This window comes from Halogeometricum pallidum JCM 14848 (genome assembly GCF_000337095.1).
GTDB lineage: Archaea > Halobacteriota > Halobacteria > Halobacteriales > Haloferacaceae > Halogeometricum > Halogeometricum pallidum.
On the sequence record NZ_AOIV01000035.1, the window covers coordinates 39,342 to 61,890 of the forward strand.

The window sequence follows — 22,549 nt, forward strand, 5'->3', positions numbered from 1 at the left end:
CGTTCCGCTTCCAAGACATCAACCTCGTCATAGTAGTCGTGTCGGTCCGTGGGAAGCGTCCGAAGCGTCGTCTGGCACTCACTACACGTAAATTCGAACTCGGCGCGGACGTGTTGCCGGCGGAACTCCCGTTCACCGCTTTCGTCGTAGCTCGTCACCTCGTACACTAGTAGTTTCGAGACGAAGCGTCGTGCCCCGCACTCGGGACACCGATTCATATCGAGCGTTGGTGCTTCGCCCTTGCTGTTCGCATCGTCGGGCCACGATGCCTGCGATTCAGTATGCCCGGTATCGGCCGATGGGTTCGCGTGATTCTCTGATGGCGATACATCTGCTGTCTCGGAGTCATTGAACGTCGACACGGATTCACCAAAGGCTGTGACTGCACTCAGCCGGGGACAGCACGGACAGCACCTGGGATCTCGTTTCGATAGCTTGCCGCGCTGAGCGCCGTCACCCGTTGACGGCGCAAACACACCGCTACAGCACTATTGAAATCCTATTCTTCAGACAAAACACAGCATGCAACAGCCGGGCAGTGGGTCTATGTATTGTGCGGTTGTCACAGTTTACCCCGTTGGGCACTCTTGTCGTAAGGACGCTTTATACTCAAATAGTAAAGGCCAAACATCGCTCTCCCATACCATTAGTTAATGAGCGAGTCAAAAAATACNCTCAAATAGTAAAGGCCAAACATCGCTCTCCCATACCATTAGTTAATGAGCGAGTCAAAAAATACGGATATGAGACAAAAAATATCAGTTGCAGTTGTCGATAAGACACACGCGAACGAAATCCCGGACAATATTGACTCTGAATTATATACGACAACAAGACCAGAGTCATCGTTGGTTGAGTTTGCGGCTGACCCTGACGGTGAGCTGGCAGAGGCACTCAGGCAGAACGGATTCGACGTGTGAACTAATCCACTGTTGATCGCTTGTTCTGTTGAGTTACATCTTGAACGCCTCTGAAAAATCTCTTTGAACTGGCATCGATCATCACGCACGCTGTACTGGTTGTCAGTCATCGCAGAGTGGTGTGAAGTAGAACGTACGAAGCGAACGTTACAGGGAGAAAAGAATCTCGTGATAGAGGTGATTGAAGAACTGAATATACAGAAGGGGTATGTGTCTACGGGTAGAGCATTCTCCAATGAATCTCAGTGGAGTAGCGCTGTTCCTCATCGGACTTGTTGGCTTTCTAAAACCTGAAAAAACAGTTCGCTTCTGGTTTCTCGGGACTCTCAGAGAGGGTTCAATAACAGATAATGGACTGAGACTTTACAGGGTTATCGGAGTCTTGTGCATGGGGGTCGGTATTTGGGTTGCTGTCTCTTTCTAATCTGTGTTGAACGGTTCGTACTTTCTCTGTAGTGGCCAAAATCGGAGCAAGACGTGTCAACCACTGGGGATTTCAACAGAGTAATTTCTACGGGCCACCCAATCCACAGACTACAGGAGAGTTAACCAACGCTGACTGAGATAGCAGACCTTGATGTTGGTTAATACACCCCGTCAATTCGGAGTTCGCCAGCCTGCTTGACGCAGAACCTATCTCGGTCATCGGTTGCTAGTTGTGGGGCGTTGGGCGTCTGAGATCCACTAGGGAGAACAGACGCACGGTATCGTCACACTTTCACTCGGAACGGCGGCCGACTAACCGGTCCCACAACGATGGTGTCGCTGCCTCAGAATCGCTTTTACTTGGAGCTCCAGTATGCACGTCCTCGGTCTGTTCGGTCGTTCCATCATGGGTGGTCCGTTCCTCTGTGAGCTGCTCAAGCTCTGCTTCGAGAGTGTCGATTCGCTCGTTTTTCTGTTCGAGCCGTGCCTCGAGTTCGTCGACACGCTCGGTTAACAGCCGGTTTTTCTCGATCAGATACGCGTGGGTACGGTCCGAGTCGTCGCCGTCAGCATCGGAAGTGACGTTCTCTGAGTTGGTGTGCGATGGGGTGCTGTCGTCGCCGGCATCTGGGTCGTAGAACTCTGAGGTGGTCGCAATCGCTCGCTCGATCGTCTTCTCACCGTACGTTGACCCATCGGCGTAATGGACCTCGTCCCACTTCGCCCGGAGTAGCCCCGATTGGCGGAAGAGCTGATCCATCCGTGTTCGGTCGCCACCGGTCCAGAATGCCAGCAGACAGCAGAGTGCCATGTCGGCTTCCGACTGGCTGTCGTAGCCGCCCGTGTTCCCGTTCCACAGCCGCTCGAACTTTTCACCGTTTGACGCGTTTCGAGCTTTCCTCAGCAGGTCCCCATCGTCGAGGTCGACATCGATGTCGACGACACTGGTCGTCTCTGACTGGGCGCCACCAGCGTCACGTGGTTCGGTGTTGGATGTTTCATCGCCGTCGGTCTGCTGGACGTACTCGCGGTGGATCGCCACGAGCGCGTCCTGTCGGCGTGCCACACGAGTGGGCGTGTCGTCGACATGATCGCCGGTGACAGTGAAAAATCGAGCAGTGTCGTACAGTTCGATGCTCCCACGGCGATTTCGGCCGTCCGGTAGGTCACCCGTGATGAGCACGTGGTAGCCGGTCCCGGACGGCGACACTTCCGTGTAGGAGTCCAGTCGCTCGATGATGTCTAACGCCGCGTCGGCGACGTCCTCGCTATCGGGATCTCGGCAGTCGTCCAGATCCACCCCGACGATGGGATCATCGTCCGTAAAGACGAACCCGACGCCGTCGGCGTTTGCTGTGTCGGTATACGCAAGTGCGGTCTCGAAGCTTCCCCACGTCTCCGGATCCGTCGACGACGCNAGACGAACCCGACGCCGTCGGCGTTTGCTGTGTCGGTATACGCAAGTGCGGTCTCGAAGCTTCCCCACGTCTCCGGATCCGTCGACGACGCGAACTCCCCTGTCCCGGGTGTCACGGGAATCTTCGTCGGCTTGCCGTCCCGGTCTTCTTCTCGCCAGCATACCCACTGTTCGCGCTCACGGAGCGCCTCCGGGATGACATCGTAGTCCTCGACCAAGCTATCACTCATTGGTTTCATCACCTTGCATGACTCGCACCGCTTTCGAGTCCGAATAGACATCACTCCGCTTCGCTGCTTGATCCAATTCTTTGGTCCCAACGGGGACCCCCCGTTCTATACTAGTTGGTTTTTGGGTGGAACACCCACTCTGGAAGACCGAAAATCGCCTGACGTAATCGTGTTCCACCCATTTCGGGCTCATTGCTAATGTTCCACCCATCGAGAGTTTGGGTAGAACATACCGCCGTCGGGTGGTTTCTGACAGGTCGGACTGCTGGGATGCATTCATGATCTCGCTTGGGTAGAACAGACAGGAATGGTGTTCAGGAGTGCTGATTGGTGTCCTGTCTGCTTCCCTATCATGGGTGGAACTCCCGTTCAGAGCGGATGCGGACACCAGTGTAATGCCATACGAGATCGTCTTCGATCCTCTTTCTCTTGGAGTCGACTTCGATGTGAGTGTTGAGCTTCCGCGTGAACCAACTCTTATTCAGCGGGTCGTCAATGCCATGTGCTTCGGCCCAGTCCTGATAGAGGGCGAATACGTCATCCTTCGGCACAGCTTCCTCTGCATCTTCGACAAGAAAGTCCTCGACAAACGACTCGAGAGATGGTGGAGACGCTTCTTCCTGGGATCCCTCATCTGTACTATCTACCTGGTCCGTTTGTCCAGATACTGCTGTGCCATCTCCTGATTCGGATGCTGCCACATGGGGTGTATCTGTACGGAGTACCGAGAGTGACTGCACTTCTCCGTCTTCATATACGACCGACTCTGCCGCATCGGGGAGGATCACGATACCGTAGCTCGATCGTTTGTAATCCGGTACTGGAAGATCCTCATTCGGGATGAATGGCCGCTTGATCTGGGTCCAATCAGCGTCGAACGCTGTTTGTGATGCATAGACGTGGCGTTCTCCGTGCTCGTGAACAACGTATTCGTCAGCAGCGTGGTTGTAGCTGTAGACCGCAGGCACGCGGTCTTTCGAGAGGTCTTCGAGCGATTGAACCCGAATGTACTCTGCGTCTTCGGCATCTCGGAGGACGATCTCGTTACCATCGCGCTCCCACATTGTCTGCGAGCGGTCCTCATCGTCGTTTGCCGGTCGCACAGCAGTGACACCCCCTTCCTCCGTCGCACCACCGTTGAACGTGATGTTCGAGTCGGTGGTGTAGAACCGAGTCTCGCCACTCTGGAGTTCCTGAACCGGTGGTGTGAGGATACCCTCGACACGCTTGGCCCAGTATGTCTCTGTGTCTCCAGGACGAACGACGAATAGCGGGATATACCCTGCTTCCTGAGCTTTCCGGAGGTTCGTGAGTATCTTCGCCGGGGTCTCGGGCGTCGTCGTCTCAACCTCAATAGCGAACCGTTCGTCGAGATCTGGATGTGTTGCCCTCGCGTCTGGTTTCTCGCTCCCATCCTGAGGAAGAATCGAGACGGTGAAGCCGAGCGTTGTGAGTTCCTCCTCAATCCGCAGTAGTGCCTCGTCGTGGTCACTGCCACCGGCGGCCTGGACATCCCCTGTCTCGGGTGTCGCAACGTCTTCGCCTGCCTCGGTCAATCGGATAACAATCTCGTCGGCATCGATGTCGACGGTCGTCTCGAGGTAGCGTGAGCGCTCGCGGATGTCTGCGAGTTCCTCATACGAGGGCGGCTCCGCGTCGACGTCCTCGAAGAGCCGCCTGAGTTCATCGTCAACTGTCTCAACGGTGACCCAACCGTTGTCGTCACGGCACCCGTTCCGCAGCTGGAGACTGCGAACCACTTTCGCAATCGCACTGTCTAGGTCATCGTCAGCGACACTGAGCACTTCGTCTAGCTCTGTTGGCGTTCTCGTCTGTGGTGTGTTTGTTGTCTGTGGAACCCCGTAGTGGTCGCTGATGTGATTATACATCGACGACAGCGTCTCCCTGAACCGCTCTTCTTCACGGTCTGTGAGAGGCTGCTCACTCTCGGGAGAGCCCGGTGGAATCGGGAGCGGTTTGAGGCTGAACGGATATGGCCCGGTTTCACCGAACATTGGGCTCGGCACACTGGCGATCCACTCACCACGAGGCAAGGACCGAATCCGATTGGCGAACTCAGTTGGGTCCATCTCTTCGTGGGCCATCGCTCGCGCCAGGTCTCGGTCGACGTTGATTTTGCTGACGAGTGAACTCCCGATGTTGTTCAACGCGTTCAGGTAGATTTTCCGGCCACCTTCCGCTTCCAGTTGCTCTGGGAACTGCATCGAGAGACCGACCGAGAGACGGAAGCCCCGCCCTTTCTCAAGGAGATCATTCATGATGTCGGATACGACCACCGATGCCGCTTCGTCGACGAGCAGGTTTACCACGTAATCGTCCGGGTACTGTGTCAGGTCGCGTTTGCGGTCTTTGAGCGCATCATCGAGGTTGGTCAGGATCAGGCCCGTCATAATACGGGCAGCCTCGTCTCGGAGATCTCCGAGGTCGAACAGGATAACCTGATTCCCGTCGAGAACCTCTCGGAAATCAAACTGGCGGTCAGTATTGTTGAAGATGCGCCGCAGGTGCGGATTCTGCGAGATGTAGTTGAGTCGATGTGTAACCCCACCCATCATGTTATCGAACGTCGTCGAACTATGCTGGAACTGTCGTCGAATCATGCGGGAGATTTCCTCGTCGCTCGACCGCGGTGCGTCCGCGAGATTCGGCTGTGGCGGTCCCGCCTCCCAGAGTTGGTCGATGGCGTGTTCCAGCTGTCGGTGCGCGAAATAGTCCGTTGATTCTCGATACAGACCGTTCTCGCGGCCGTATTCCTCGTCGAACAGCGCCGTAATGAGCGTCTTGATGAGCGTGGGAGCGACGGTCGCCTTGTTGTACCGCTCCGCATCCATGACGAGCTTCAGGATTTCTTCGTAGTGGTCGGCCTTCCGCCGGACGGCATCTTCACGGCGGCGGCCACTCTGTAGCGATGGTTCGAGATCGAAAAAGGAGAACCCCGGGAGGACATCCGGGATTGGGAAGTGAACGACGTTCTCCTCGAGGTCAGTCATTCCGAACCGCCGCGCGTGGGCTCGCATATAGTTCTGCGCCATGTTGTCGTTCTTCGGGATGATGATTATGACTGGCCCCTCGGTGTTGGCGTACAGCGACAACGTGTCGTTGAGGAACGCGTTCGACTTGCCCGAACCGGTCGATCCGAACCGGCCGTAGTGCATCGGCAACAGTCGAGGTGGAATGTGTGTCGGGATATCTTCGGCCGTACCATTATCGTTGAGGGCGTAGCCGATGGCCATCCCATCACGGAACTCATTCATCAGATCTTGGTGGGGGCGTGGTAACGGATTCCGACTCTGCTGTTCGGCGCGTGTGCCCCGTGTACCCTCGACAGTGAGTTGTTCCGAGGAGGGCACGATGACAAAGTTCGCGAGTTCTCGGCCACTCACAACGAATTCCGGCCGGGTCTTGCCACGCCCGGTCGTAATCTCTCGGTCCAGCACCTGCTGAAGCGCCGCTTGTGCGTTCCGTTCTTTGGTGGCTGCCCGAAAACCGCTATCGCGCACCCGTTCTGCTTCAATCTCGTAGTACGGCCCGTCGAGCGGATCGAACATTGGAGCGAGCGTCTGCATCCGCTCATCGAGTGCGTCGTGCTCGTCGTCACTGGATGGAACCCCGATTGCTCGAATATTCGCAGTGAATGACCGCGTGGGATCTTTTGCCTCGATCGCTTCGATGCGCTTTGTAACCGAGTCACTCAGCTGGCTTCTGTCTCGGGATTCCGACTGCTCGTCATCCTCGAAGAGCGGTCCAATAATCTCTTGGGCGAGAGTATCCCGTCCGTCGATAACGTCGTCTTTGCGCAGCTCGGCATCGGCCTGCCAACTCGCTCGACGCTGGAAGACGACCTGAAACGCGATCGGGACTGTCGCCTCCGTTAAGTGATCGATGAGCGATGCGAGGGCACTGCCAGGCTGCTCAACAGGCGAGAGAGTATCCTCTGCGTCGTCGGCAGTGAACGGCGAGAGCGAGGTCATCCAATCCTGTTTTCGGGTCGCTGACGCCTGCCATCGTACGCCGAGTGGGGAGACGGTCTCAGGCGTTGGGCGGGCGAGTATCGTTCCCTCCGGTGTTATCGTCGGTTTTGCAATCGTCGTGAGCGGAGCATCGTCGGGAAGCGTCTCTGCTGGCGCGAGCTTGAGGGCGGTGTCCTTGACCTCGATAATGTGGTCGGCAGATAGATCGATCGTTGCTCCATCATCCGTGCGTGAGTCGGTATCTACCGTCGGCGTCTGATTGTCATCAGCGGTCGTGAGTTCGTATCGCTCGTCAGGCCCAAACTCGTACTGGAGCTGCCCGGCGGTATACTGGTCGATGAATTCCTCTCGTGTGAGTGAAACTGGCTGCACGATCCGTGACGCGACGTCGACTTCGACCCGTTCGATGTCGAATGTCTCGGGATATATCGAACGGAGCCGTTTTTCGAGTGTGTCAAGATGCTCGTCGGCACCGTAGTAGAACTCGACAGGGTCGTCTGCTCCCTCGCTTAGTGCGAGAAACTCAAATCGAGGCGGTGTTTCACTGTGGAAGGGATTCAACTTCTGGGCGAGACCTGTTGATTCTGCCGTCGTCAGTTTGTGCAGACTCTCGAGGACGCGAGGAATTCCGTTGGGGGCAAGCGGTTCGGATGTGGGGGTGACTCGGAGATACTCACGCATCCTCATCCACCTCCATCGATCCACTATCGCGATACATGTCGACAGAATATTCTAGCACTCAATAAATAATTTCTGAATATAGAGAGTGTATAGATAAATGTCTTGTTGACTCATTTTAGAAGAAACAGCAACATTGTACCGTTAACCAACAGTCTAAGGAACCCCTCACGGAGTGTTGGTTAACCACATGACGAGAGGTTGGTTACTCTGTTTTCAAGGGCACAGAGTCGACAGTTTCGCAGTAGAGTGACCAACCCTCGACAGTTCTTCCAATGTGTAGGGTGCCTCTGAACAACGAGGGTTGGTGCAAATTGTTATAAGATGACGGTCTGCATAGGTGTTTCTACGTACCATCGTATGTTTCTGCTACTGAACAGTGTACAGGTTAGGATGCAGACCCGGAGTGGGGTACCAGTGAGGTATTGATGAGTGCGAGTCCTAACCTGGTGCAACAACAGAGAGGAGACCCACTGACGAGGAATACGAACAGCGGAAAGAGACCCTCGAACAGAATACCTGATCGAGTGAGAGTAAGACTACTGTGCCTACTCCCCACAAATACAGAGTGAGATGGCTCGACTCGTCTTCTATCATCATCCACAGGCTGAAAATTTCTCACTCACATTTAGCTCGGCGTCGCTGGCGGAGGTCCATTCTCAGCGGGATCGATCCGACGAGTCGACCAAGCTGATCGGTTATCCCTTCGAAAATCCAGTCTATGTGCTCTACGAAGGCGATTCAGAGATCGAATCAGCCCATGACATCGACTTCGATCAGGAATGGTTGAGCGATCATATTCGTGACCTTCCTCGTGCTGGGCAAGTTGTCGCATTCCGATTAGTGGAATTGCTCGAGGCAGCTGTCGATGTTCGAGAGGAGGATGAGTTTCGGCTCTACAAGGAGTTCGAACCGCAAAAAATCCAGCAGGCACTCGATCACGTGTCCTGGGGAGCCCCACTTCCGACCGTCGCTGGAGAGGTGATGTCGAATTTGATTCTCCGACATTCCCTCCCGAATGCGAATCATCGAACTGGCATCGCGATGCTTCAATTCTGTATTGAGAGTGTGGACCCGGATTTTGAGATGCCACGAACACACGTCGACGACGATACCTGGCGAGAGTGGGTCGATCCCTACATCGTCGATTCCAAGCGGCTCATTACTGTCCGTCGGAACAACCTCCGATTCAAGCAACTCGAAGAGTTGGATGTTGACCTCGTCGAACGAAAAGATGGTATCCAAATCCGATTAGCCGAGTACGAGCTAGATATGCACTGGCGAGAAGCTCTCTCGGAGTACGCTGGACAGCACGAATCCCACTGTACGGACTTCGGACAGGCAGTTCTCGAACGAGCAGAACGGGACGATCTGCTCGACCGTCAAGGACCCACGAAACAAGAGTTCATCACGTATCTGGAGGACGGGCTCGTCGAACGGGACTTCAGAGAAATGTTCTAATCAGTCGCGAAGCTCGGCGACCGACTGACCGACCTCGCGAACGTGTTCACTTCGCTCGAGGTCGAGTTCCTCGGCGAGGTAGTCAACCGTCTCTTCGAGGCTCATATCGGAAAGAAGTCCGTCAAGCGGTATAAACCTAGTGCTGGCGTAGCTATGTAGCCCATCAGGGGAAGCGTCTGTGTATACCGAACTTCGTACCCCTCAGGAAAACTGTGGAATCGGTGACCGCATACCGATACCCACCGAAGTTACGCTGTGTCGCCATTTGCTGTCCATCAACCGAACTCAATTGAAAGAAGCTCCGAAGCGGTCAGGAGCGTTTCAGTCTGCAGGTTGTGCGTCAGTCGCTGGTGTCCCGCTTGGAAGCTCGGGGATGGACAGGTCCACGCGGCGGAGCAGCTGGGCGTTGATCGCGACAATCACCGTACTCAGCGACATCAGGAGCGCACCCACAGCGGGGGAGAGCAGAATCCCGATCGGTGCCAAGACGCCTGCTGCGAGCGGAATCGCGAACACGTTGTAGCCGGCGGCCCAGACGATATTCTCCTGCATCTTCCGATAGCTCGCCTTACTGAGCTTCACCAGCCGAACGACGTCCATTGGGTTGTTCTGGACGAGGATGACGTCGGCCGACTGGACCGCGACGTCGGTGCCGCTCCCGATCGCGATGCCGACGTCAGCCCGCGTCAGCGCCGGCGCATCGTTCACGCCGTCGCCGACCATCCCCACCAGCTTCCCCTGGTCTTGGAGCTCCTGAACTTTCTCGTCTTTGTCTTCGGGGAGAACCTCTGCGAACACCGTATCAATGCCGAGTTCGTCAGCGACGGCGTCGGCGACGTCCTGGGAGTCCCCAGTCAGCATCGCCACTTCGATCCCCAGATCGTGGAGGGCGTCGACGACGCGGAAACTCTCCTCGCGGATCACATCGGCCATCGCGAAGGCAGCGATCAACTCCCCATCACGGACGAGATACACCACCGTCTGTGCGTTCTCTCCCGCATCGTCAGCGAACCGCTGGAGGTGGCCCGGAACCTCGCTATCGAGCTGTGAGAGCAGATTCGGACCGCCGACGTACACCTCGTTCCCATCGACGTTCGCCCGAACCCCTCGCCCTTTGATTGCCTCGAAGCTGGACGCATCAGGGGCACTGAGATCACGCTCATCAGCTGCCTCGCGGATGGCTCGCGCGATCATGTGTTCGGAGTCGCTCTCGACAGCAGCCGCCAGTGCGAGCGCGTCGTCCTCGTCAACGCCCTCGACGGTCGCCATATCCACGACGCCGTGCTCGCCCTCGGTAAGCGTCCCCGTCTTGTCGAAGATGATTGCGTCCAACTTCCGTGCGTCCTCCATCGCGATGCGGTCGCGGACGAGCATCCCGTTCCGCGCCGCCAGGGAGGTGTTGATCGCGACGACGAGGGGGATAGCGAGTCCAAGGGCGTGTGGGCAGGCGATGACGAGTACCGTGACGACGCGTTCGATGACGGTCGCGTCAAACGACACCGCGACCGTCCACGCGATTGCGGTCACGACTGCCGCCCCGAGCGCGACGTAGAACAGCCAGCCGGCCGCGCGGTCGGCCAGTACCTGGGTCTTCGACTTGCTCTGCTGGGCTTCCTCGACGAGCCGCATAATGCCCGCGAGCGTCGTCTCCTCGCCCGTCGCGCCAACACGGACACGGAGACTGCCGTCGCCGTTGATGGTGCCGCCGATGACCTCGTCGCCAGGCTCCTTCGAAACGGGCTTGGACTCACCCGTGATCATCGACTCGTTGACGTCCGAATCTCCCTCCTCAACGACGCCGTCGGCGGGCACACTCGCACCCGGCCGGACGAGCACGAGGTCCCCCTCGGAGAGTTCACTGACAGGGACCTCTTCGGTCTCTCCATCGTCGGTGAGTCGTTCCGCCGTGTCGGGCATCAGTTTCGCCAGCTCGTCAACGGCGCTCGAAGCCCGCCGCACCGACCGCATCTCGATCCAGTGCCCCAAGAGCATGATGTCGATGAGCGTCACGAGCTCCCAGAAAAACGCCGACTGCGTGGGGAAGACTACGCTCGCGAGACTGTAGACGAACGCGACCGAGATGGCCATCGAGATGAGCGTCATCATCCCCGGTGCCCGGTCTTTCAGCTCAGGCACCGCCATCTGGAGGAACGGAATCCCACCGTAGGCGAAGACAATGACCGCGAAGACGGGGTTGATCCACTCGCTCCCCGGGAACGTGGGGACGGAGAACCCGAGCCACTCCTGGAGCATTTCGCTGTACAGGAGGACGGGAATCGACAGGAGTGTCGAAACGAAGAAACGCCGGCGGAACATCTGCTCGTGGCCTTCGTGCATCCCGCCATGCCCCTCACCGTGCCCTTCGTGAGTGCCGTGGTCGTCCCCTTCGCCCTCGTGGCCGGCGTGATCGTGGTGCTCGTGGAGCGCCTCACCCTCCGCCGTAGCAGGGTGAGCCTCGTCCTCCAGTAGCTCCTGTTCTACCCGTTGCTCGTCAGACTCAGCGACCGCTTCATCGTGCTCGCCGTGTTCGTGCTGGTGACTGCTGGTATCCTGCTGGTCCTCTCCTCCCGGGGAATTCTCAGTTGTATCTTTGTGATCGTCCATAGCTCATATGCTCTTTAGGGGTGGATTCGCTGGCTTCCTGAATCTTCGCCCCCTGAAACCGTACAGCAGGACCATCGTAGGCAAACTCCAAAGACAACTGTAGGCCGTCGTCTCGAAGCGGTCCGAGTCCCATCCAGAGGAGTCCCCAGAGCCCCATCGCTCCGCCGAAGAGGCCCCAGCCGCTTCCGCCCATCATCCCCCCGCCATAGCTCCCGCCGCCGTAGGCGGCAGCCGTTCCAGTCGCCGCGACCAGCAGCGGGATGGCGAAGATCGCAAGGCGACGAGCAGTGCGTCCGAGATGAGTGGTAAGTTGCGTCATTATCTTGAGTTGGTGAACCGTGGTTGTCGTTTGAAGCGATCGAAAACGGTCAGAGGCCGTCAACAGTGGCCCTGCCCGTACATCCCGCCGTTGTAGTCGTTGTCAGCCATGTCTTGGCCCATCTCGTCGACGGTCACACCCATGTGCGTCTCCATCCACTCGACGCTACCAGGGCCCATGTGCTCGGTCATCTGCGCCTCCATCCAAGCAGCCCAGTCATCAGCGGTAGCGTTGTCTGTGGGCGCGTCGTCAGCTGTCGTGCCGGTACCGTGTGCGCTGACCACGGGGGCGGTGAACACGAGTCCGACGAGCGCGAGCGCCACGATCAGCCACCGACTGAGTTTGAAGTTGGTCATTGTCTTTCTCCTCGGTTACTCGTAGGATCGCTCAGAGGTTATGACGATGGGCGTGAACTCACGCAGGAGAGCATTCTAGAACGTGTATAAAGCGTTTTAATCGTGTTTGAGAAACAAGAGCGTTCATCCGGCTCGAATTCGCCGAGATGGCACTCAACGCCTCGTTCGGAACGGGACTAAGACCCCACGAGCCACAGATTGATCAACCAGAAATCGAGTCTCAACCCACTCATTCGACGTATTCCACAACACGCGCCATCCCCGCATCGAGGTGGTATAGATTGTGACAGTGGAACAACCACCGACCGGGGTTATCCGCGTGGAAGTCTAGCGTCACCTGTCCTCGATGTCCCGGGACGATAACCGTGTCTTTGATCGCATTGTCGACCTGGAAGAAGTGGCCGTGAAGGTGCATCGGATGGACGACCGGGCTCTGATTGGTCATCCGAATTCGGACGTGTTCCCCAGGTCGAATCTGAAGCGGGTCGGCATCCGGAAAGGCCTGTCCGTCTATCGTCCACTTGTAGGACTGGTTTCTACCGCGTGAGAGCGTCATATCGAACGTCCGGTCGGGATCTCCACTCACACCGTCGAGTGAAGAGAGTGCTCGCAGGTCACCGTATTGCAATCTGTTACTCGAAGATGATGGAGACTGTGGAGTACTCGAACCGTCCGTGGATTCATACTCAACGACAGCTCTGGCCGGTGGTTCGTTCCCGTCGAGCGCGTTCGCCTGAACGAACCATCTCCCCGGGTTCGTCGCTTCCACGACGACATCGTACCGTTCACCAGCACCAAAGACGAACGAGTCGGCCTCGACCGGTTCGACGGGCTGCCCATCGGCGTGGGTCACCGACATCTCGTGTCCAGCGATTCGCACACCAAAGACTGTCGCGCTGGAGGCATTCACGAACCGAAAGCGAACCCGATCGCCCTCCGTTACGTCGAACGTCGGGGGATTCTCCGGCAGTTGGCCGTTGATCAAAAGCCCCTCGTATGGCGGTCGAACGTCTCCCATCATTCCACCCATTCCACCGCCACCCATCCCACCGTCCGACGGAAGACGGGGTTCTCTAGAGAGGTAATCGTCAAGCACGACGACATACTCGCGGTCGTACTCAACGTGTGGGTCTCGTTCTTCAATGATCAGGGGACCGAGTAATCCACGATCGAGTTGGAGTCCGACGTGGCTGTGGTAAAAATACGTTCCAGCGGGTTCGGCACGGAACTTGTATGTGAATGTATCACCGGAGGTAACCGGCTCTTGCGTCACGTTCGGCACGCCGTCAACCGGATTCGGAACGGGAATCCCGTGCCAGTGAATCGTCGTCTCCTCCTGCAGGTCATTAGCCAGTTCTACGCTGACCACATCACCTTCCTGCACGCGCAACTCTGGGCCTGGATACTGTCCATCGTATAGCCACGTAGTCGTCGACGTATCCGAAGCTGGTCGAATGGTCCCAGACGTCGCAGTGAGGCTGACAGATGTATCTGGGTCAGCCGTGACAGTCGGACGGGGGGTCACCGCACGACCGCCACCATCGTCGGTGCCCGGTAGCGGACTGGCACACCCCGCAAGCGCTCCGAGAGTCGAGATCCCCGAGAATTGGAGGAGCCTACGGCGAGAGAGTCCCCAGGAGGTCATCGCATTCGTTTTCGCGGTCAGCGAGTAAAGGCCTCGCGATGAGAGAAGTTCATACGGCCATCCTCGTTCCGAGTTTAGTCCCGGCGATACGGTGAACTATAACGGATTCCCGAGAACCCCCCGCTAGTTCGCCTGTTTCTGTTGTAAGTCGTCGCTCGGATAGATGCGATACGTTCGCCCTTGTCGCTCGCGGTACAGTAAGCCGCGCTTCTCGAGGGCACTCACCGTCTGACTGACCTTGCTTTTCGAGAAGTTCGAGCGATCCCGGAGTTCGATCTGTGTGATACCGGGCGACGAGAGAACCGGTTCGAGAATTCGACGTTCATCATCCGGCAAGAGGTCCAATACGCGAGCCTGTGGCTGGGACTCCGGATTGGCCTTTCCCTCTGATTGAACGGACCCATCCTGCGATTCGATACTCTCAGGCTCGGTTGGATTCGCCATCTCAGTCTGTGAGCGATCGGTTACCTCTGTGGTAGTGAACTCGTCCCGAACCACGAGATAGCCTCCACCAACGACAGCCGAGAGAAGCAGCGTTCCGAGAACGTACAAGAGTGGGTTCGTTCCGTGAACTGCGCCCATCGACGTACCCATCATCGAGCCCATCTGCTCGAAGGCCTGCTGTTGCTGGTACGCTTGCCAGGTGAGCACACCACCGACTATGAGGACGGCAGCGACCAAGGCACCGGCTACGGTATCGGCTCGCCGTCGATTCATCTTCTCCACCTCGATTCTCCGAGACACTTGCTCATACGTGAAAGTTCGTGAGACAGTGGTGTACCAGTTTTGATCGGCCAACGCAATCACGGGGCTGGCAGCCCCACAAATTCGATATCTCCAATCGATGTTCAATGGTGGTCATGATCCTGAGACGCTCCCGCTTCCGGGTGTTGATGGGCGAATTCATCTGGGTCCTCTTCGAACGTCTCCTTACAGGTTTGCGAGCAGAAGTAGTACGTCTCGCCGTCGTGCGTCGCCGATGGCTCGCTGTCGTCAGTCCGCATCCCCCTCGACCATCGTCACCTGCATAGATGTATCATCGTGCGGATCATCTTTTGCAGTTTTCCTTCAGATAGTTCGGGTTAGAGCCGCAGTAGGTATGAATTCAAAAGAATAGCAGTGGGAAGAGCACGCAGGTCGAATGCACAACCGCATTGAATAGTTAGGACGTAGTAGTACTTGAGACCCAAACTCACGGAGGGATCACAATATGCCGACAAATTCAGACGACACGCGACTTGTTACGCTCCTCCTCGTTATCATCGGTGCGTTCGTCATCGTCCCGTTGTTCTTCATGGGCTTCGGAATGATGGGGTTCAGTCCGATGATGGGTGGTACGTGGGGCAGTCACATGTGGGGCGACGGGACGATACCTGGCTGGATGTTCATCGTCGGCATCGTGATGCAGTTACTGTTCCTCGCCGCCCTCGTCGGCGGTGGCTACCTCATCTACCGTGCGATCACGGGGACGGAGAGTAACTCGGACCAAGCCCTCGAGGAGCTCCGACTCGCCTACGCCCGCGGTGAGCTGACCGACGAGGAATACGAACAGCGACGCGAAGCACTCGAACGAGATACCTGATTCCCGTCCGGCAAACTTGAACGATGATCGGATTCTCCGACCGCCGTCAACAGTCGACGCGTCCGCAGCTTCCAGCGTGGTTTGACCGATACACGACGCTGGGTCTGTACGGACTACTCGTCGGGACTGTCCTCTGTCTGGTCGCGTTCCTCACGAATCCAGTCCCCGACCCCTCGTTCCCGTGGGCGACGCTGCCTGAGTCTCTACGATTACCGATTGCACAGCCCCGGATCCAGCACTGGCCGGTGACCTACACTATCGGCATCTGGCTGTGGGTTTTCTGCTTCCCCGCACTCTTCCTCGCCGGATACCGGCGATGCGGCGACAGGAGCCGTGGGGCAGCGGTATGGCTCGTCGGGTTGCCGACCCTGGCGATGCTGGGCTGGACCACGTACTGCCGGTTCTTCTGGCCGAAACTCCATCCTCCGACCTGGAACGCCCCGGCCTACACGTTCGTTTGCTGGCTGTACTGTTCGACCTACGACGCCATTTGGAGTAACGCAGCGTTCCTAATTGCTCTTCTCGGCGCCGTCGCCACGATTCTGATACTACAGCGAACACGCGGAACCAAGTATGCACTAATCGGGTTCGGCATACTGGCCCTCACCCTCGGCCTCCCAGCCCTTTACGAGGGGGTCTCGACGAGCAAGAACTGATTGCTGACTGCGGTCGTTCAGCCCTGGGATCGTGGTTCGATTTCGTCGAGTGCTTCTGTCGCCACGTCTCCCAGCTCGCCGGCCTCGATATGCGAGTATCGCTCCCGAACCATCTCCTCCGAATTATCGAGATACCGGGCAGCCACCGTGTACCCAAACGCGCGGACAAGTACCTCCCCCATCCCGCGTCGACCACCGTGCGGAGCAAGGTAATCGTGTTTCGGGTGGTCGATGTCGATCTCTGCGGTCTCCGAGAGGCGTTGGAGAATCGATCGTGCGCCGTCCGTCGTGATCGACGGCGGCCTAATGTCCTGATCGAGCCCCAGCAGCAGGTCGCGAGCGTATTCGTCACGCCACTCAGTAATCGCTTCCGGGCGTTCTCCTCGTTCGGCTAGCTCTTCCCGGACGAGCTCCGCAAGCGTCCGTTGGTCGAACGTCGGAAACACCGGCCATCGCTCCGTCGGTGGGTCCATCAGCTGGCGGTAGCTCCGCAGCGGCGAGATCACCGGGTCAGGGAGACTCGCGGCGTCCCACTGCTGTTTCTTCCGGTAGACGTCCATACTCCCGTCGTCGAGCGAGAGTTCTTCCCAGCGGACGCCGCGCCGGCGCGGGTCGTTCGGATCCCGGAGGAGTTCCCCGACGCGGACAGCTGTGTACGCGAGAATGAACACCAGCGCCCGGTCACGAGCCGCCTTCAGCGCCGCGTAGCGAGCTCGCTGCTTGTCGAGGAGGTCAACATCCTCCGGGAGTGTCGTGTACGCCTCGACGGCGTCGCGGGCCCGTTCATCGACGTGTCGAGTGAGCGCGTGTCGCTGCTCGGACGTCCAAGCCTGCTGGTCACCGGGCTTGCGGCCGTCGTCCTCGGGTAGCGGCGCCATCGCGCTCGCCCGCTGAGCGTAGTGCACCTTGAGATATCCCTCGTTGACGCACCAGCCACACCACGCAGAGATATACCGATAATAGGTTTGGACGGTATTCTGCTTGAGGCCTCGATCACCGGCAAGATGACGGGCGTATTCCCGGAATACACGTTCGTCAAGGTCCTCAAAGGTGGGGTCACGGTCGACGTCGTCGGGGACGATCCCGGTCCAGTCGCCGTCACCGCGGTCACCGGCGGCCCACTCGGCGAACCGCTCAAGTTCGCGGGCTGCGTTTCGTCGATAGTTCCCGCCGTCGCCACCGCGGCCTTTTCCCTTGTCCTGGAGGTAGCGCTCGAACGACTCGGAAAGTGAGGTCCCCGGGGCCCGTTCCGTCGGTGTATTCCGGTCCATGCTCTCTTGAAATGTTGAAATGTAGTCAGTCACACAGACAGACGCCGCCTTCCCGGATCTGGCTCACTGCGAACTGATGAACAGCGGTGGCAAGGTCAGTCATTGCTTCCGCCTGTTCTTGGGTTGGACGCCCGCCGCCGTAATAACTCTCTGTCCGGTTTTCGCTGTAGAGGTCCTTCATCGCCTCTGCAGTCTCCCGCTCAAACAGCCCTATCTGGTGGGCACGTTCGTAGCTGAACTGGTGGTCCTGAAAGTCCTGAAGCGTATCGTTCGTCATCGCGAGCGCATACGCCTCAATCGACCGTTCGATCGCGCCGAAACAGACCTCGATGACAGCCGTGTAGTACCCATCCTGTGACTGGAGAGTGTCAACAACCTCGAGGAGGCGGCACGCTTTCGTCAGCTGTGTTTTCCAGTCTTCGTCGGCACTAATTCCGTCCTCGAACGCTGTCCGACCGCGTCCGACCATCTCGAAGGCATCCTGTGCGCGGTCGACTGCTGTGAGCACAGCAGTCGGGTCCGAGCCGTTACTCATCAGTGACCCCTTCCTCCAAGAGGAGGTTCTCGACGGTTTCGAAGTCACTCGTCTTGTAGACCGGAATCCCTGAAACGACGATCTCTCGGATGTCTTCGGTGTACGCCGGGATCGCCTGGACGGCCTCGACATCGATATCGTAGGCATATCGGTCACCATCGAACTCCTTGTCTTCGAGGTCACGGGCAATGGCGTTCGCTTCTCGTTGGCTTTCCGCCCGCCCAGACCGGGTTAGCACCCAGAGATCGATATCGCTCCGCCGGTCAGCCTCGCCCCGGGCCACACTCCCATAGAGGATGATGCCCACAACGTCGTTGATGTTCTCACGGAGCTCTGTAACCGCTGTTTTGACGGGTTGGTGATACTCTGATTGGGGAATCCGGAGGATCGGATCGTCTGGAATCGACAGACGCTGTCTGTTGATCTGGGCGAGTCGCTGGTTGCTCTCGGGCGATTCGATGACCAAGTCGTTCGCGCTGAGAACGTTCACTGCCCGCCGGACGGACTGGTGTGAGTGACCGATCTGTGTCGCAAGTTCTCGCAGTGAGAAGCCACTGAATCGGTGATTTGTTAAAAATAGAAGGACGTCGCTCGTCGCCTTGTGTTTGAATAAAGTCGGATCTGAAGGGGGTATTGAAAGGGAAATAGCTGCCCCAGACGAATTCGTACTATCCGTCTCGCGGTTCATATGCCGTATCACGGACCACTACTATAAAAACATTATACGTGAGTCGGAATAGGCGTAAATATTCATCTGCCAGCAACGGACGTGCGGAGAACACGATCCGTCACCTCCGGGCCTCACCACGTTCGGTTGCTGGGGCTAGAAAGTCCCACTCTCGGATGGCAAACCCCACAATTTCTATTCGCCGCTGGAGCTGTTCCCACTCTCACGCAATCTCTCGGCGACGATCCTCTTCGGTGACGTCGAGTTCCTGGTCAGCGATCGTCCTGCGAAGTTGGTTCGGTGACTCGACATCGAACTCGTTCTTCCATCCTCTGATCTGAGCGTTCATCTTGGTGAGCCGTTCGGTGAGGTCTTCGACGGTGTGGTCGCTGTCCCGGAAGCGTATGACCTCCGTAATCGCTTGACGATGATAATCCGGGAAGTATGTCGTGTGGGCCCCGGTATCGTCACGGTGGAGGATGCCGTCGTCGACGAGCCGTTCGAGGGCGCGCTTAGTCGGCCCGTATGACCAGTCCGCTTCGGAGTCGATCCAGTTTGCTGTCCACGGCTCTGATACCTGCCGGGCGACCATCCGCACCCGGTCTTCACCCGTGGGTTGGCGTTTCATCGGGTCCTCGGAGCTCGATTTTCCCCCAGTCATAAAACACCGTTCGTACTTTGTCGTAATATAGGTCAAAGGCATCTGGTCTATCAGGAAAACGGCCCCCGCCATCTCCACGGACTCGGCTGAATAGAGTCAGAAAAATCTCGAACCCTGTTCTTGGCGGCTCTGCCCCGGGGAAGCGTCTTTCTGAGCCGATTGCAGCATTCGTGCTTCACCGACAGCGGAGGGGTACTAAAATTTGGTCGTGATTATTGGGGTAATCATGACCACTATGGTAATTAGAAGGATTAGCAGAATTCGCGGTTTAGAAGCCTCCTAGGACGAAAACACAGCAACTAACGAACTTATGAATGCAATATCGCTATACGAATTTTCTACCAGTGGAAGTTGAGACTTCGCTCAGAAGAAGGTGTAACGCGTAGAGACGTGAGTACTCGAAAGTAGCTACCATAATTCTTTGACGAGAGCAGTAGTCGCGTTATCGACGATGTCGTCCGCCAGATTGCCCTGCCAGAAATCGATATCCTCGCAGCTGATCGATTGCACACCCCAGGGGACGATCCGGCTCTCGTCTGGCGTACCACCACGAAGCCAACTCTCTTCAGGAATTTCGATGAGCCCGTCCATCCACGATTTTGACGTCAAGGTCAGCGCGATGTACTGCTCGCCGTGAAAGGGCCGTCCCTCGTGGTTTGAGAGAATGAGCCAGGGCCGAGCATCCTCCTCACCTTTGAACGGGTCATCACCGTAGACGACGTCGCCACGTTCGAAAATCGGCCTCTCTTCGTCGGTCACTGTTCGTCCTCGACGCTCGGATGTGGTTCGTTGGGCGCGTGTTCGCGCCAGGACTCCTTGTCCTCCGTACCGAGTTGGTCGTTGAACAGGGCAGTCGCCCGTTCGTAGCCGCTGTATCCGTCGAGGCGCTCGGCGTCGTCGGTCACTGCCCAGTACGTCGCCTTGTGTTCGACCAGACCGCGGTCCTTCAATCGTGAGAGTGCAGTGCTCACCGCTCCCTCGTCAACGCCAATCTGGGAGGCTATTTCGCGGGCCTTGAACGCACGATCGTCGTTAGCGGCGAGAAATCCAAGGACCTGATCTGGGACCGAAAGATCCGCGAGCTCGTCCTCGCTCGTGTTCTCGAAGGTATCGCGGTCGATAGACATCGTTGAACGGAGGTACGTTATCCGCTGTAAAGAGTGTTAGGAGTGAAATCTATGAAAATTCTGAAGAAGAAATCACGTTGATCGTATGCGGTTCCAGAACCGTATGCATTGAGACGACCAGGCTCAACTACTGTCTACCAGGGGAAGTTGAGACGATAGCAGGTTTAGCGGGCCTGTGATGCGCGGTTTCGGACGAATCAATGGCTAATTCGGCGTTGAATCTTGTCTCAATCGCCTCTTCTGTCATTCAACCAACTGAATCGGCGGGTTCAGAGATTCCTAACAGTGTTGCCACTCAGGAATCTGCACTGGCCCTGGACTGACCCTCTCTCTATTCGATTCCTGTCTCTTTCTTCAGCAGCGTGAGCGTATTATCAGCTGTTACGATCGGCGTGTGGTCGTATTCACCAGTCAATTCGACCTGTAGCCACTCTCGATTTCCCACCGGTAGCCGTACCCCGTGAGGTGTTCACTTTCCCGATTCGTCATGGACTCGAATACTGCCGGTGATCCGTGTGTTCGGAGTTTTCCTTTCGTCGAGAGACCAACGTCGTGTTGTGCCACTCATTCTCTCCAAGATGGAGCTTCGATCAGTCTCATACTGATCCTTCTCCCAGTAGAGACTTATGTCGTTCAAGAGTGCTGCAACACTTCGGTTTTCGGCCTTCGCTATCGAACGAGCATTAAGGAACAGTAGCGACAAGACTGACCCAATTACCGGAGTAATTGTTATCCGTGCCAAGCGGATATGCTGAAGTATGAGTACCGGCGACGCCGAGACGACGGTGAACGAGAGCTACTCGGTCACGATCCCGGCGGACGTTCGAAAAAAGCTCGACCTCGAGCCAGGCGACCGTCTCCGCTGGACAACCGACGATGACGGGAGACTCGTCGCCGAGATCGTTCGCGAGCGCTACGGCGCGTTCGACGACTTTGACCCCGTCGACGTGGGTGAAGAGACGAACGCCGTCGACCTCGTCGACGAACACGGGTCCGGGTAGGATGGCGGAGGCACTCGTCGACGCCAACGTCATCGTTGGCTATGCGCTCAAGCGTGACCAGTTCCACGAGCAAGGAAGAGAGATCGTCCGGGCGATGGATCACGGTGATCTACCACTCGGCCAGGTCACGAACTACGTTCTCCCCGAAATTCTCCATCCAGTCGCGAAGAAAGCCAGTCATCAGACCAGTCTCAATCTCCTCGACCGGATCACGCAGAGCGGTGGCTTCCGGATCGTCCACCTCGCGCACGAGGATTTCACCAGAGCACAGGCGCTCTACCGACGGGAAAACGGCGTGAACTTCGTCGACGCGATCACGGTTGCCTACATGCAACGGCAGGATCTCGAGTACATCTATACGTTCGATGACGACTTCGACCGCTTCGACGGCATCACTCGGCTGACCTCGGTGAGCAATCCGTTCGACCCGGAGTAACCACCGTTCGAGTGCACCACGTGGAACAGCCACCGCGGAAGTGGGGTGGGGGATCTCATATGCAGTGAGACGGCTAGTCTCAACTACTGTCTACCATTGTCAGACGAAATCATCGAGATCGTCCTCGTCGGGTTCGTCAATAATCGACCCGCCGCGTTCACTGTGTACGAGAACGTCTGGGAGTGACGGGGTCACAGCTGGTAAGGATCAAGAATTAGCTGCTGTCAACAGGTCCCTTATATTGTGAGCGGATTTTGTCTCCGTCCCGCCATTGCCAATACCAGTACTCATTGTCGTTGATCTTCTTCTTGGTCAAAGTCGCTTTACCTGGGACGCCGTCCGGAAGGTCATCTCCACGAATATCTGTCCGTACCTCCTCGTCCTGCTCTGCTTTCTCCTTGATACGTTTCTCACGTCGTTGATTCTCTGCCAGTCGCTCAGCTAGTCTTATGATGTCGTCCAGTTGTCGCGGAGTTAGCTTCCCAAGTTCCTCTTCCAAGTGATCCGGTACACGACTCATATTTCTCTTCGTTGGTTAAATGCGGTCTATTGTTGGTTAATTCTA

Annotated in this window: 18 protein-coding genes and 5 pseudogenes; 7 read left to right on the plus strand and 16 right to left on the minus strand. The window is 57.1% G+C overall.

The genetic code is table 11. The features are described 5' to 3' along the window. The first annotated feature begins 719 nt into the window (after window positions 1-719). On the plus strand, window positions 720-920 hold the full coding sequence (locus tag C474_RS21555) for a hypothetical protein (protein ID WP_083862030.1): 201 nt from the start codon (window positions 720-722) through the stop codon (window positions 918-920). A 235-nt stretch (window positions 921-1,155) separates the two neighbouring features. Then, a complete protein-coding gene (locus C474_RS22125) occupies window positions 1,156-1,344 on the plus strand; it encodes a hypothetical protein (protein WP_152421668.1) in 189 nt (62 codons plus the stop codon). Between the two features lie 294 nt (window positions 1,345-1,638). Here C474_RS22125 and C474_RS13535 read toward each other — a convergent pair. Then, window positions 1,639-2,993: pseudogene (locus C474_RS13535) on the minus strand (phage NrS-1 polymerase family protein). Window positions 2,994-3,343: 350 nt separating this feature from the next. After that, entirely contained in the window at window positions 3,344-7,672 is a 4,329-nt protein-coding gene (locus C474_RS13540; protein WP_008387738.1) for a primase-like DNA-binding domain-containing protein, read from the minus strand. 564 nt (window positions 7,673-8,236) lie between these two features. Between C474_RS13540 and C474_RS13545 the strand changes: the two genes are divergently transcribed. Then, a complete protein-coding gene (locus C474_RS13545; protein WP_049916992.1) occupies window positions 8,237-9,124 on the plus strand; it encodes a hypothetical protein in 888 nt (295 codons plus the stop codon). Window positions 9,125-9,445: 321 nt separating this feature from the next. Here the strand turns inward: C474_RS13545 and C474_RS13550 are convergent, their stop codons facing one another. The 6 genes and pseudogenes from C474_RS13550 to C474_RS21565 all read right to left on the minus strand — a co-directional run. Then, window positions 9,446-11,728: a heavy metal translocating P-type ATPase gene (locus tag C474_RS13550; protein ID WP_008387745.1), complete on the minus strand. Its 2,283-nt coding sequence runs from the start codon at window positions 11,726-11,728 to the stop codon at window positions 9,446-9,448. A 124-nt stretch (window positions 11,729-11,852) separates the two neighbouring features. Beyond that, window positions 11,853-12,047: pseudogene (locus C474_RS23435) on the minus strand (SHOCT domain-containing protein); the annotation flags it as partial. Window positions 12,048-12,106: 59 nt separating this feature from the next. Next, window positions 12,107-12,403: a hypothetical protein gene (locus C474_RS13555; RefSeq protein ID WP_008387748.1), complete on the minus strand. Its 297-nt coding sequence runs from the start codon at window positions 12,401-12,403 to the stop codon at window positions 12,107-12,109. A 229-nt stretch (window positions 12,404-12,632) separates the two neighbouring features. Then, window positions 12,633-14,048, minus strand: a complete 1,416-nt coding sequence (locus C474_RS13560) for a multicopper oxidase family protein (RefSeq protein ID WP_049916993.1) — start codon at window positions 14,046-14,048, stop codon at window positions 12,633-12,635. A gap of 123 nt (window positions 14,049-14,171) precedes the next feature. Then, entirely contained in the window at window positions 14,172-14,765 is a 594-nt protein-coding gene (locus C474_RS13565; RefSeq protein ID WP_049917006.1) for a helix-turn-helix transcriptional regulator, read from the minus strand. Window positions 14,766-14,896: 131 nt separating this feature from the next. Next, window positions 14,897-15,055 (minus strand): annotated as a pseudogene (locus tag C474_RS21565) (YHS domain-containing protein); the annotation flags it as partial. Window positions 15,056-15,258: 203 nt separating this feature from the next. Here C474_RS21565 and C474_RS13570 point away from each other — a divergent pair. Both C474_RS13570 and C474_RS13575 read left to right on the plus strand, forming a co-directional pair. Then, window positions 15,259-15,630 (plus strand): SHOCT domain-containing protein, encoded by a 372-nt coding sequence (locus tag C474_RS13570; RefSeq protein ID WP_008387753.1) that lies wholly within the window; start codon window positions 15,259-15,261, stop codon window positions 15,628-15,630. A 23-nt stretch (window positions 15,631-15,653) separates the two neighbouring features. Further along, window positions 15,654-16,286, plus strand: a complete 633-nt coding sequence (locus tag C474_RS13575; RefSeq protein WP_008387755.1) for a hypothetical protein — start codon at window positions 15,654-15,656, stop codon at window positions 16,284-16,286. Between the two features lie 17 nt (window positions 16,287-16,303). Here the strand turns inward: C474_RS13575 and C474_RS13580 are convergent, their stop codons facing one another. From C474_RS13580 to C474_RS23135, 7 genes and pseudogenes are all read right to left on the minus strand, one after another. Continuing rightward, entirely contained in the window at window positions 16,304-17,557 is a 1,254-nt protein-coding gene (locus C474_RS13580) for a phage integrase SAM-like domain-containing protein (protein WP_049916994.1), read from the minus strand. Window positions 17,558-17,582: 25 nt separating this feature from the next. Continuing rightward, a complete protein-coding gene (locus C474_RS13585) occupies window positions 17,583-18,092 on the minus strand; it encodes a DNA-binding protein (protein WP_193363655.1) in 510 nt (169 codons plus the stop codon). Further along, on the minus strand, window positions 18,085-18,780 hold the full coding sequence (locus C474_RS13590) for a nucleotidyltransferase domain-containing protein (RefSeq protein WP_193363656.1): 696 nt from the start codon (window positions 18,778-18,780) through the stop codon (window positions 18,085-18,087). The genes C474_RS13585 and C474_RS13590 overlap by 8 nt, the downstream gene beginning before the upstream one ends. A gap of 100 nt (window positions 18,781-18,880) precedes the next feature. Beyond that, window positions 18,881-19,462: pseudogene (locus C474_RS13595) on the minus strand (DUF7342 family protein). A gap of 366 nt (window positions 19,463-19,828) precedes the next feature. Then, on the minus strand, window positions 19,829-20,179 hold the full coding sequence (locus C474_RS13600; RefSeq protein ID WP_008387766.1) for a type II toxin-antitoxin system PemK/MazF family toxin: 351 nt from the start codon (window positions 20,177-20,179) through the stop codon (window positions 19,829-19,831). Beyond that, entirely contained in the window at window positions 20,176-20,547 is a 372-nt protein-coding gene (locus tag C474_RS13605; RefSeq protein ID WP_008387768.1) for a MarR family transcriptional regulator, read from the minus strand. Before C474_RS13605 ends, C474_RS13600 begins: the two co-directional genes overlap by 4 nt. A gap of 331 nt (window positions 20,548-20,878) precedes the next feature. Beyond that, a pseudogene (locus C474_RS23135) lies at window positions 20,879-21,157 on the minus strand (transposase); the annotation flags it as partial. A gap of 148 nt (window positions 21,158-21,305) precedes the next feature. Here C474_RS23135 and C474_RS13610 point away from each other — a divergent pair. Next, a complete protein-coding gene (locus C474_RS13610) occupies window positions 21,306-21,548 on the plus strand; it encodes an AbrB/MazE/SpoVT family DNA-binding domain-containing protein (RefSeq protein WP_008387769.1) in 243 nt (80 codons plus the stop codon). 1 nt (window position 21,549) lies between these two features. Beyond that, window positions 21,550-21,984 carry a type II toxin-antitoxin system VapC family toxin gene (locus C474_RS13615; RefSeq protein ID WP_008387771.1) on the plus strand — a complete coding sequence of 145 codons (435 nt, stop codon included), beginning with the start codon at window positions 21,550-21,552 and terminating at the stop codon, window positions 21,982-21,984. Window positions 21,985-22,198: 214 nt separating this feature from the next. Here the strand turns inward: C474_RS13615 and C474_RS21575 are convergent, their stop codons facing one another. Beyond that, window positions 22,199-22,504, minus strand: a complete 306-nt coding sequence (locus C474_RS21575; RefSeq protein ID WP_083862031.1) for a hypothetical protein — start codon at window positions 22,502-22,504, stop codon at window positions 22,199-22,201. Window positions 22,505-22,549 lie beyond the last annotated feature (45 nt).

Bases quoted from the DNA above. Each gene is read 5' to 3' on its own strand.
- C474_RS21555 (WP_083862030.1), top strand. From the start codon at position 720: ATGAGCGAGTCAAAAAATACGGATATGAGACAAAAAATATCAGTTGCA.
- C474_RS22125 (WP_152421668.1), top strand. From the start codon at position 1,156: ATGAATCTCAGTGGAGTAGCGCTGTTCCTCATCGGACTTGTTGGCTTT.
- C474_RS13540 (WP_008387738.1), bottom strand. From the start codon at position 7,672: ATGAGGATGCGTGAGTATCTCCGAGTCACCCCCACATCCGAACCGCTT.
- C474_RS13545 (WP_049916992.1), top strand. From the start codon at position 8,237: ATGGCTCGACTCGTCTTCTATCATCATCCACAGGCTGAAAATTTCTCA.
- C474_RS13550 (WP_008387745.1), bottom strand. From the start codon at position 11,728: ATGGACGATCACAAAGATACAACTGAGAATTCCCCGGGAGGAGAGGAC.
- C474_RS13555 (WP_008387748.1), bottom strand. From the start codon at position 12,403: ATGACCAACTTCAAACTCAGTCGGTGGCTGATCGTGGCGCTCGCGCTC.
- C474_RS13560 (WP_049916993.1), bottom strand. From the start codon at position 14,048: ATGACCTCCTGGGGACTCTCTCGCCGTAGGCTCCTCCAATTCTCGGGG.
- C474_RS13565 (WP_049917006.1), bottom strand. From the start codon at position 14,765: ATGAATCGACGGCGAGCCGATACCGTAGCCGGTGCCTTGGTCGCTGCC.
- C474_RS13570 (WP_008387753.1), top strand. From the start codon at position 15,259: ATGCCGACAAATTCAGACGACACGCGACTTGTTACGCTCCTCCTCGTT.
- C474_RS13575 (WP_008387755.1), top strand. From the start codon at position 15,654: ATGATCGGATTCTCCGACCGCCGTCAACAGTCGACGCGTCCGCAGCTT.
- C474_RS13580 (WP_049916994.1), bottom strand. From the start codon at position 17,557: ATGGACCGGAATACACCGACGGAACGGGCCCCGGGGACCTCACTTTCC.
- C474_RS13585 (WP_193363655.1), bottom strand. From the start codon at position 18,092: ATGAGTAACGGCTCGGACCCGACTGCTGTGCTCACAGCAGTCGACCGC.
- C474_RS13590 (WP_193363656.1), bottom strand. From the start codon at position 18,780: ATGAACCGCGAGACGGATAGTACGAATTCGTCTGGGGCAGCTATTTCC.
- C474_RS13605 (WP_008387768.1), bottom strand. From the start codon at position 20,547: ATGTCTATCGACCGCGATACCTTCGAGAACACGAGCGAGGACGAGCTC.
- C474_RS13610 (WP_008387769.1), top strand. From the start codon at position 21,306: ATGAGTACCGGCGACGCCGAGACGACGGTGAACGAGAGCTACTCGGTC.
- C474_RS13615 (WP_008387771.1), top strand. From the start codon at position 21,550: ATGGCGGAGGCACTCGTCGACGCCAACGTCATCGTTGGCTATGCGCTC.
- C474_RS21575 (WP_083862031.1), bottom strand. From the start codon at position 22,504: ATGAGTCGTGTACCGGATCACTTGGAAGAGGAACTTGGGAAGCTAACT.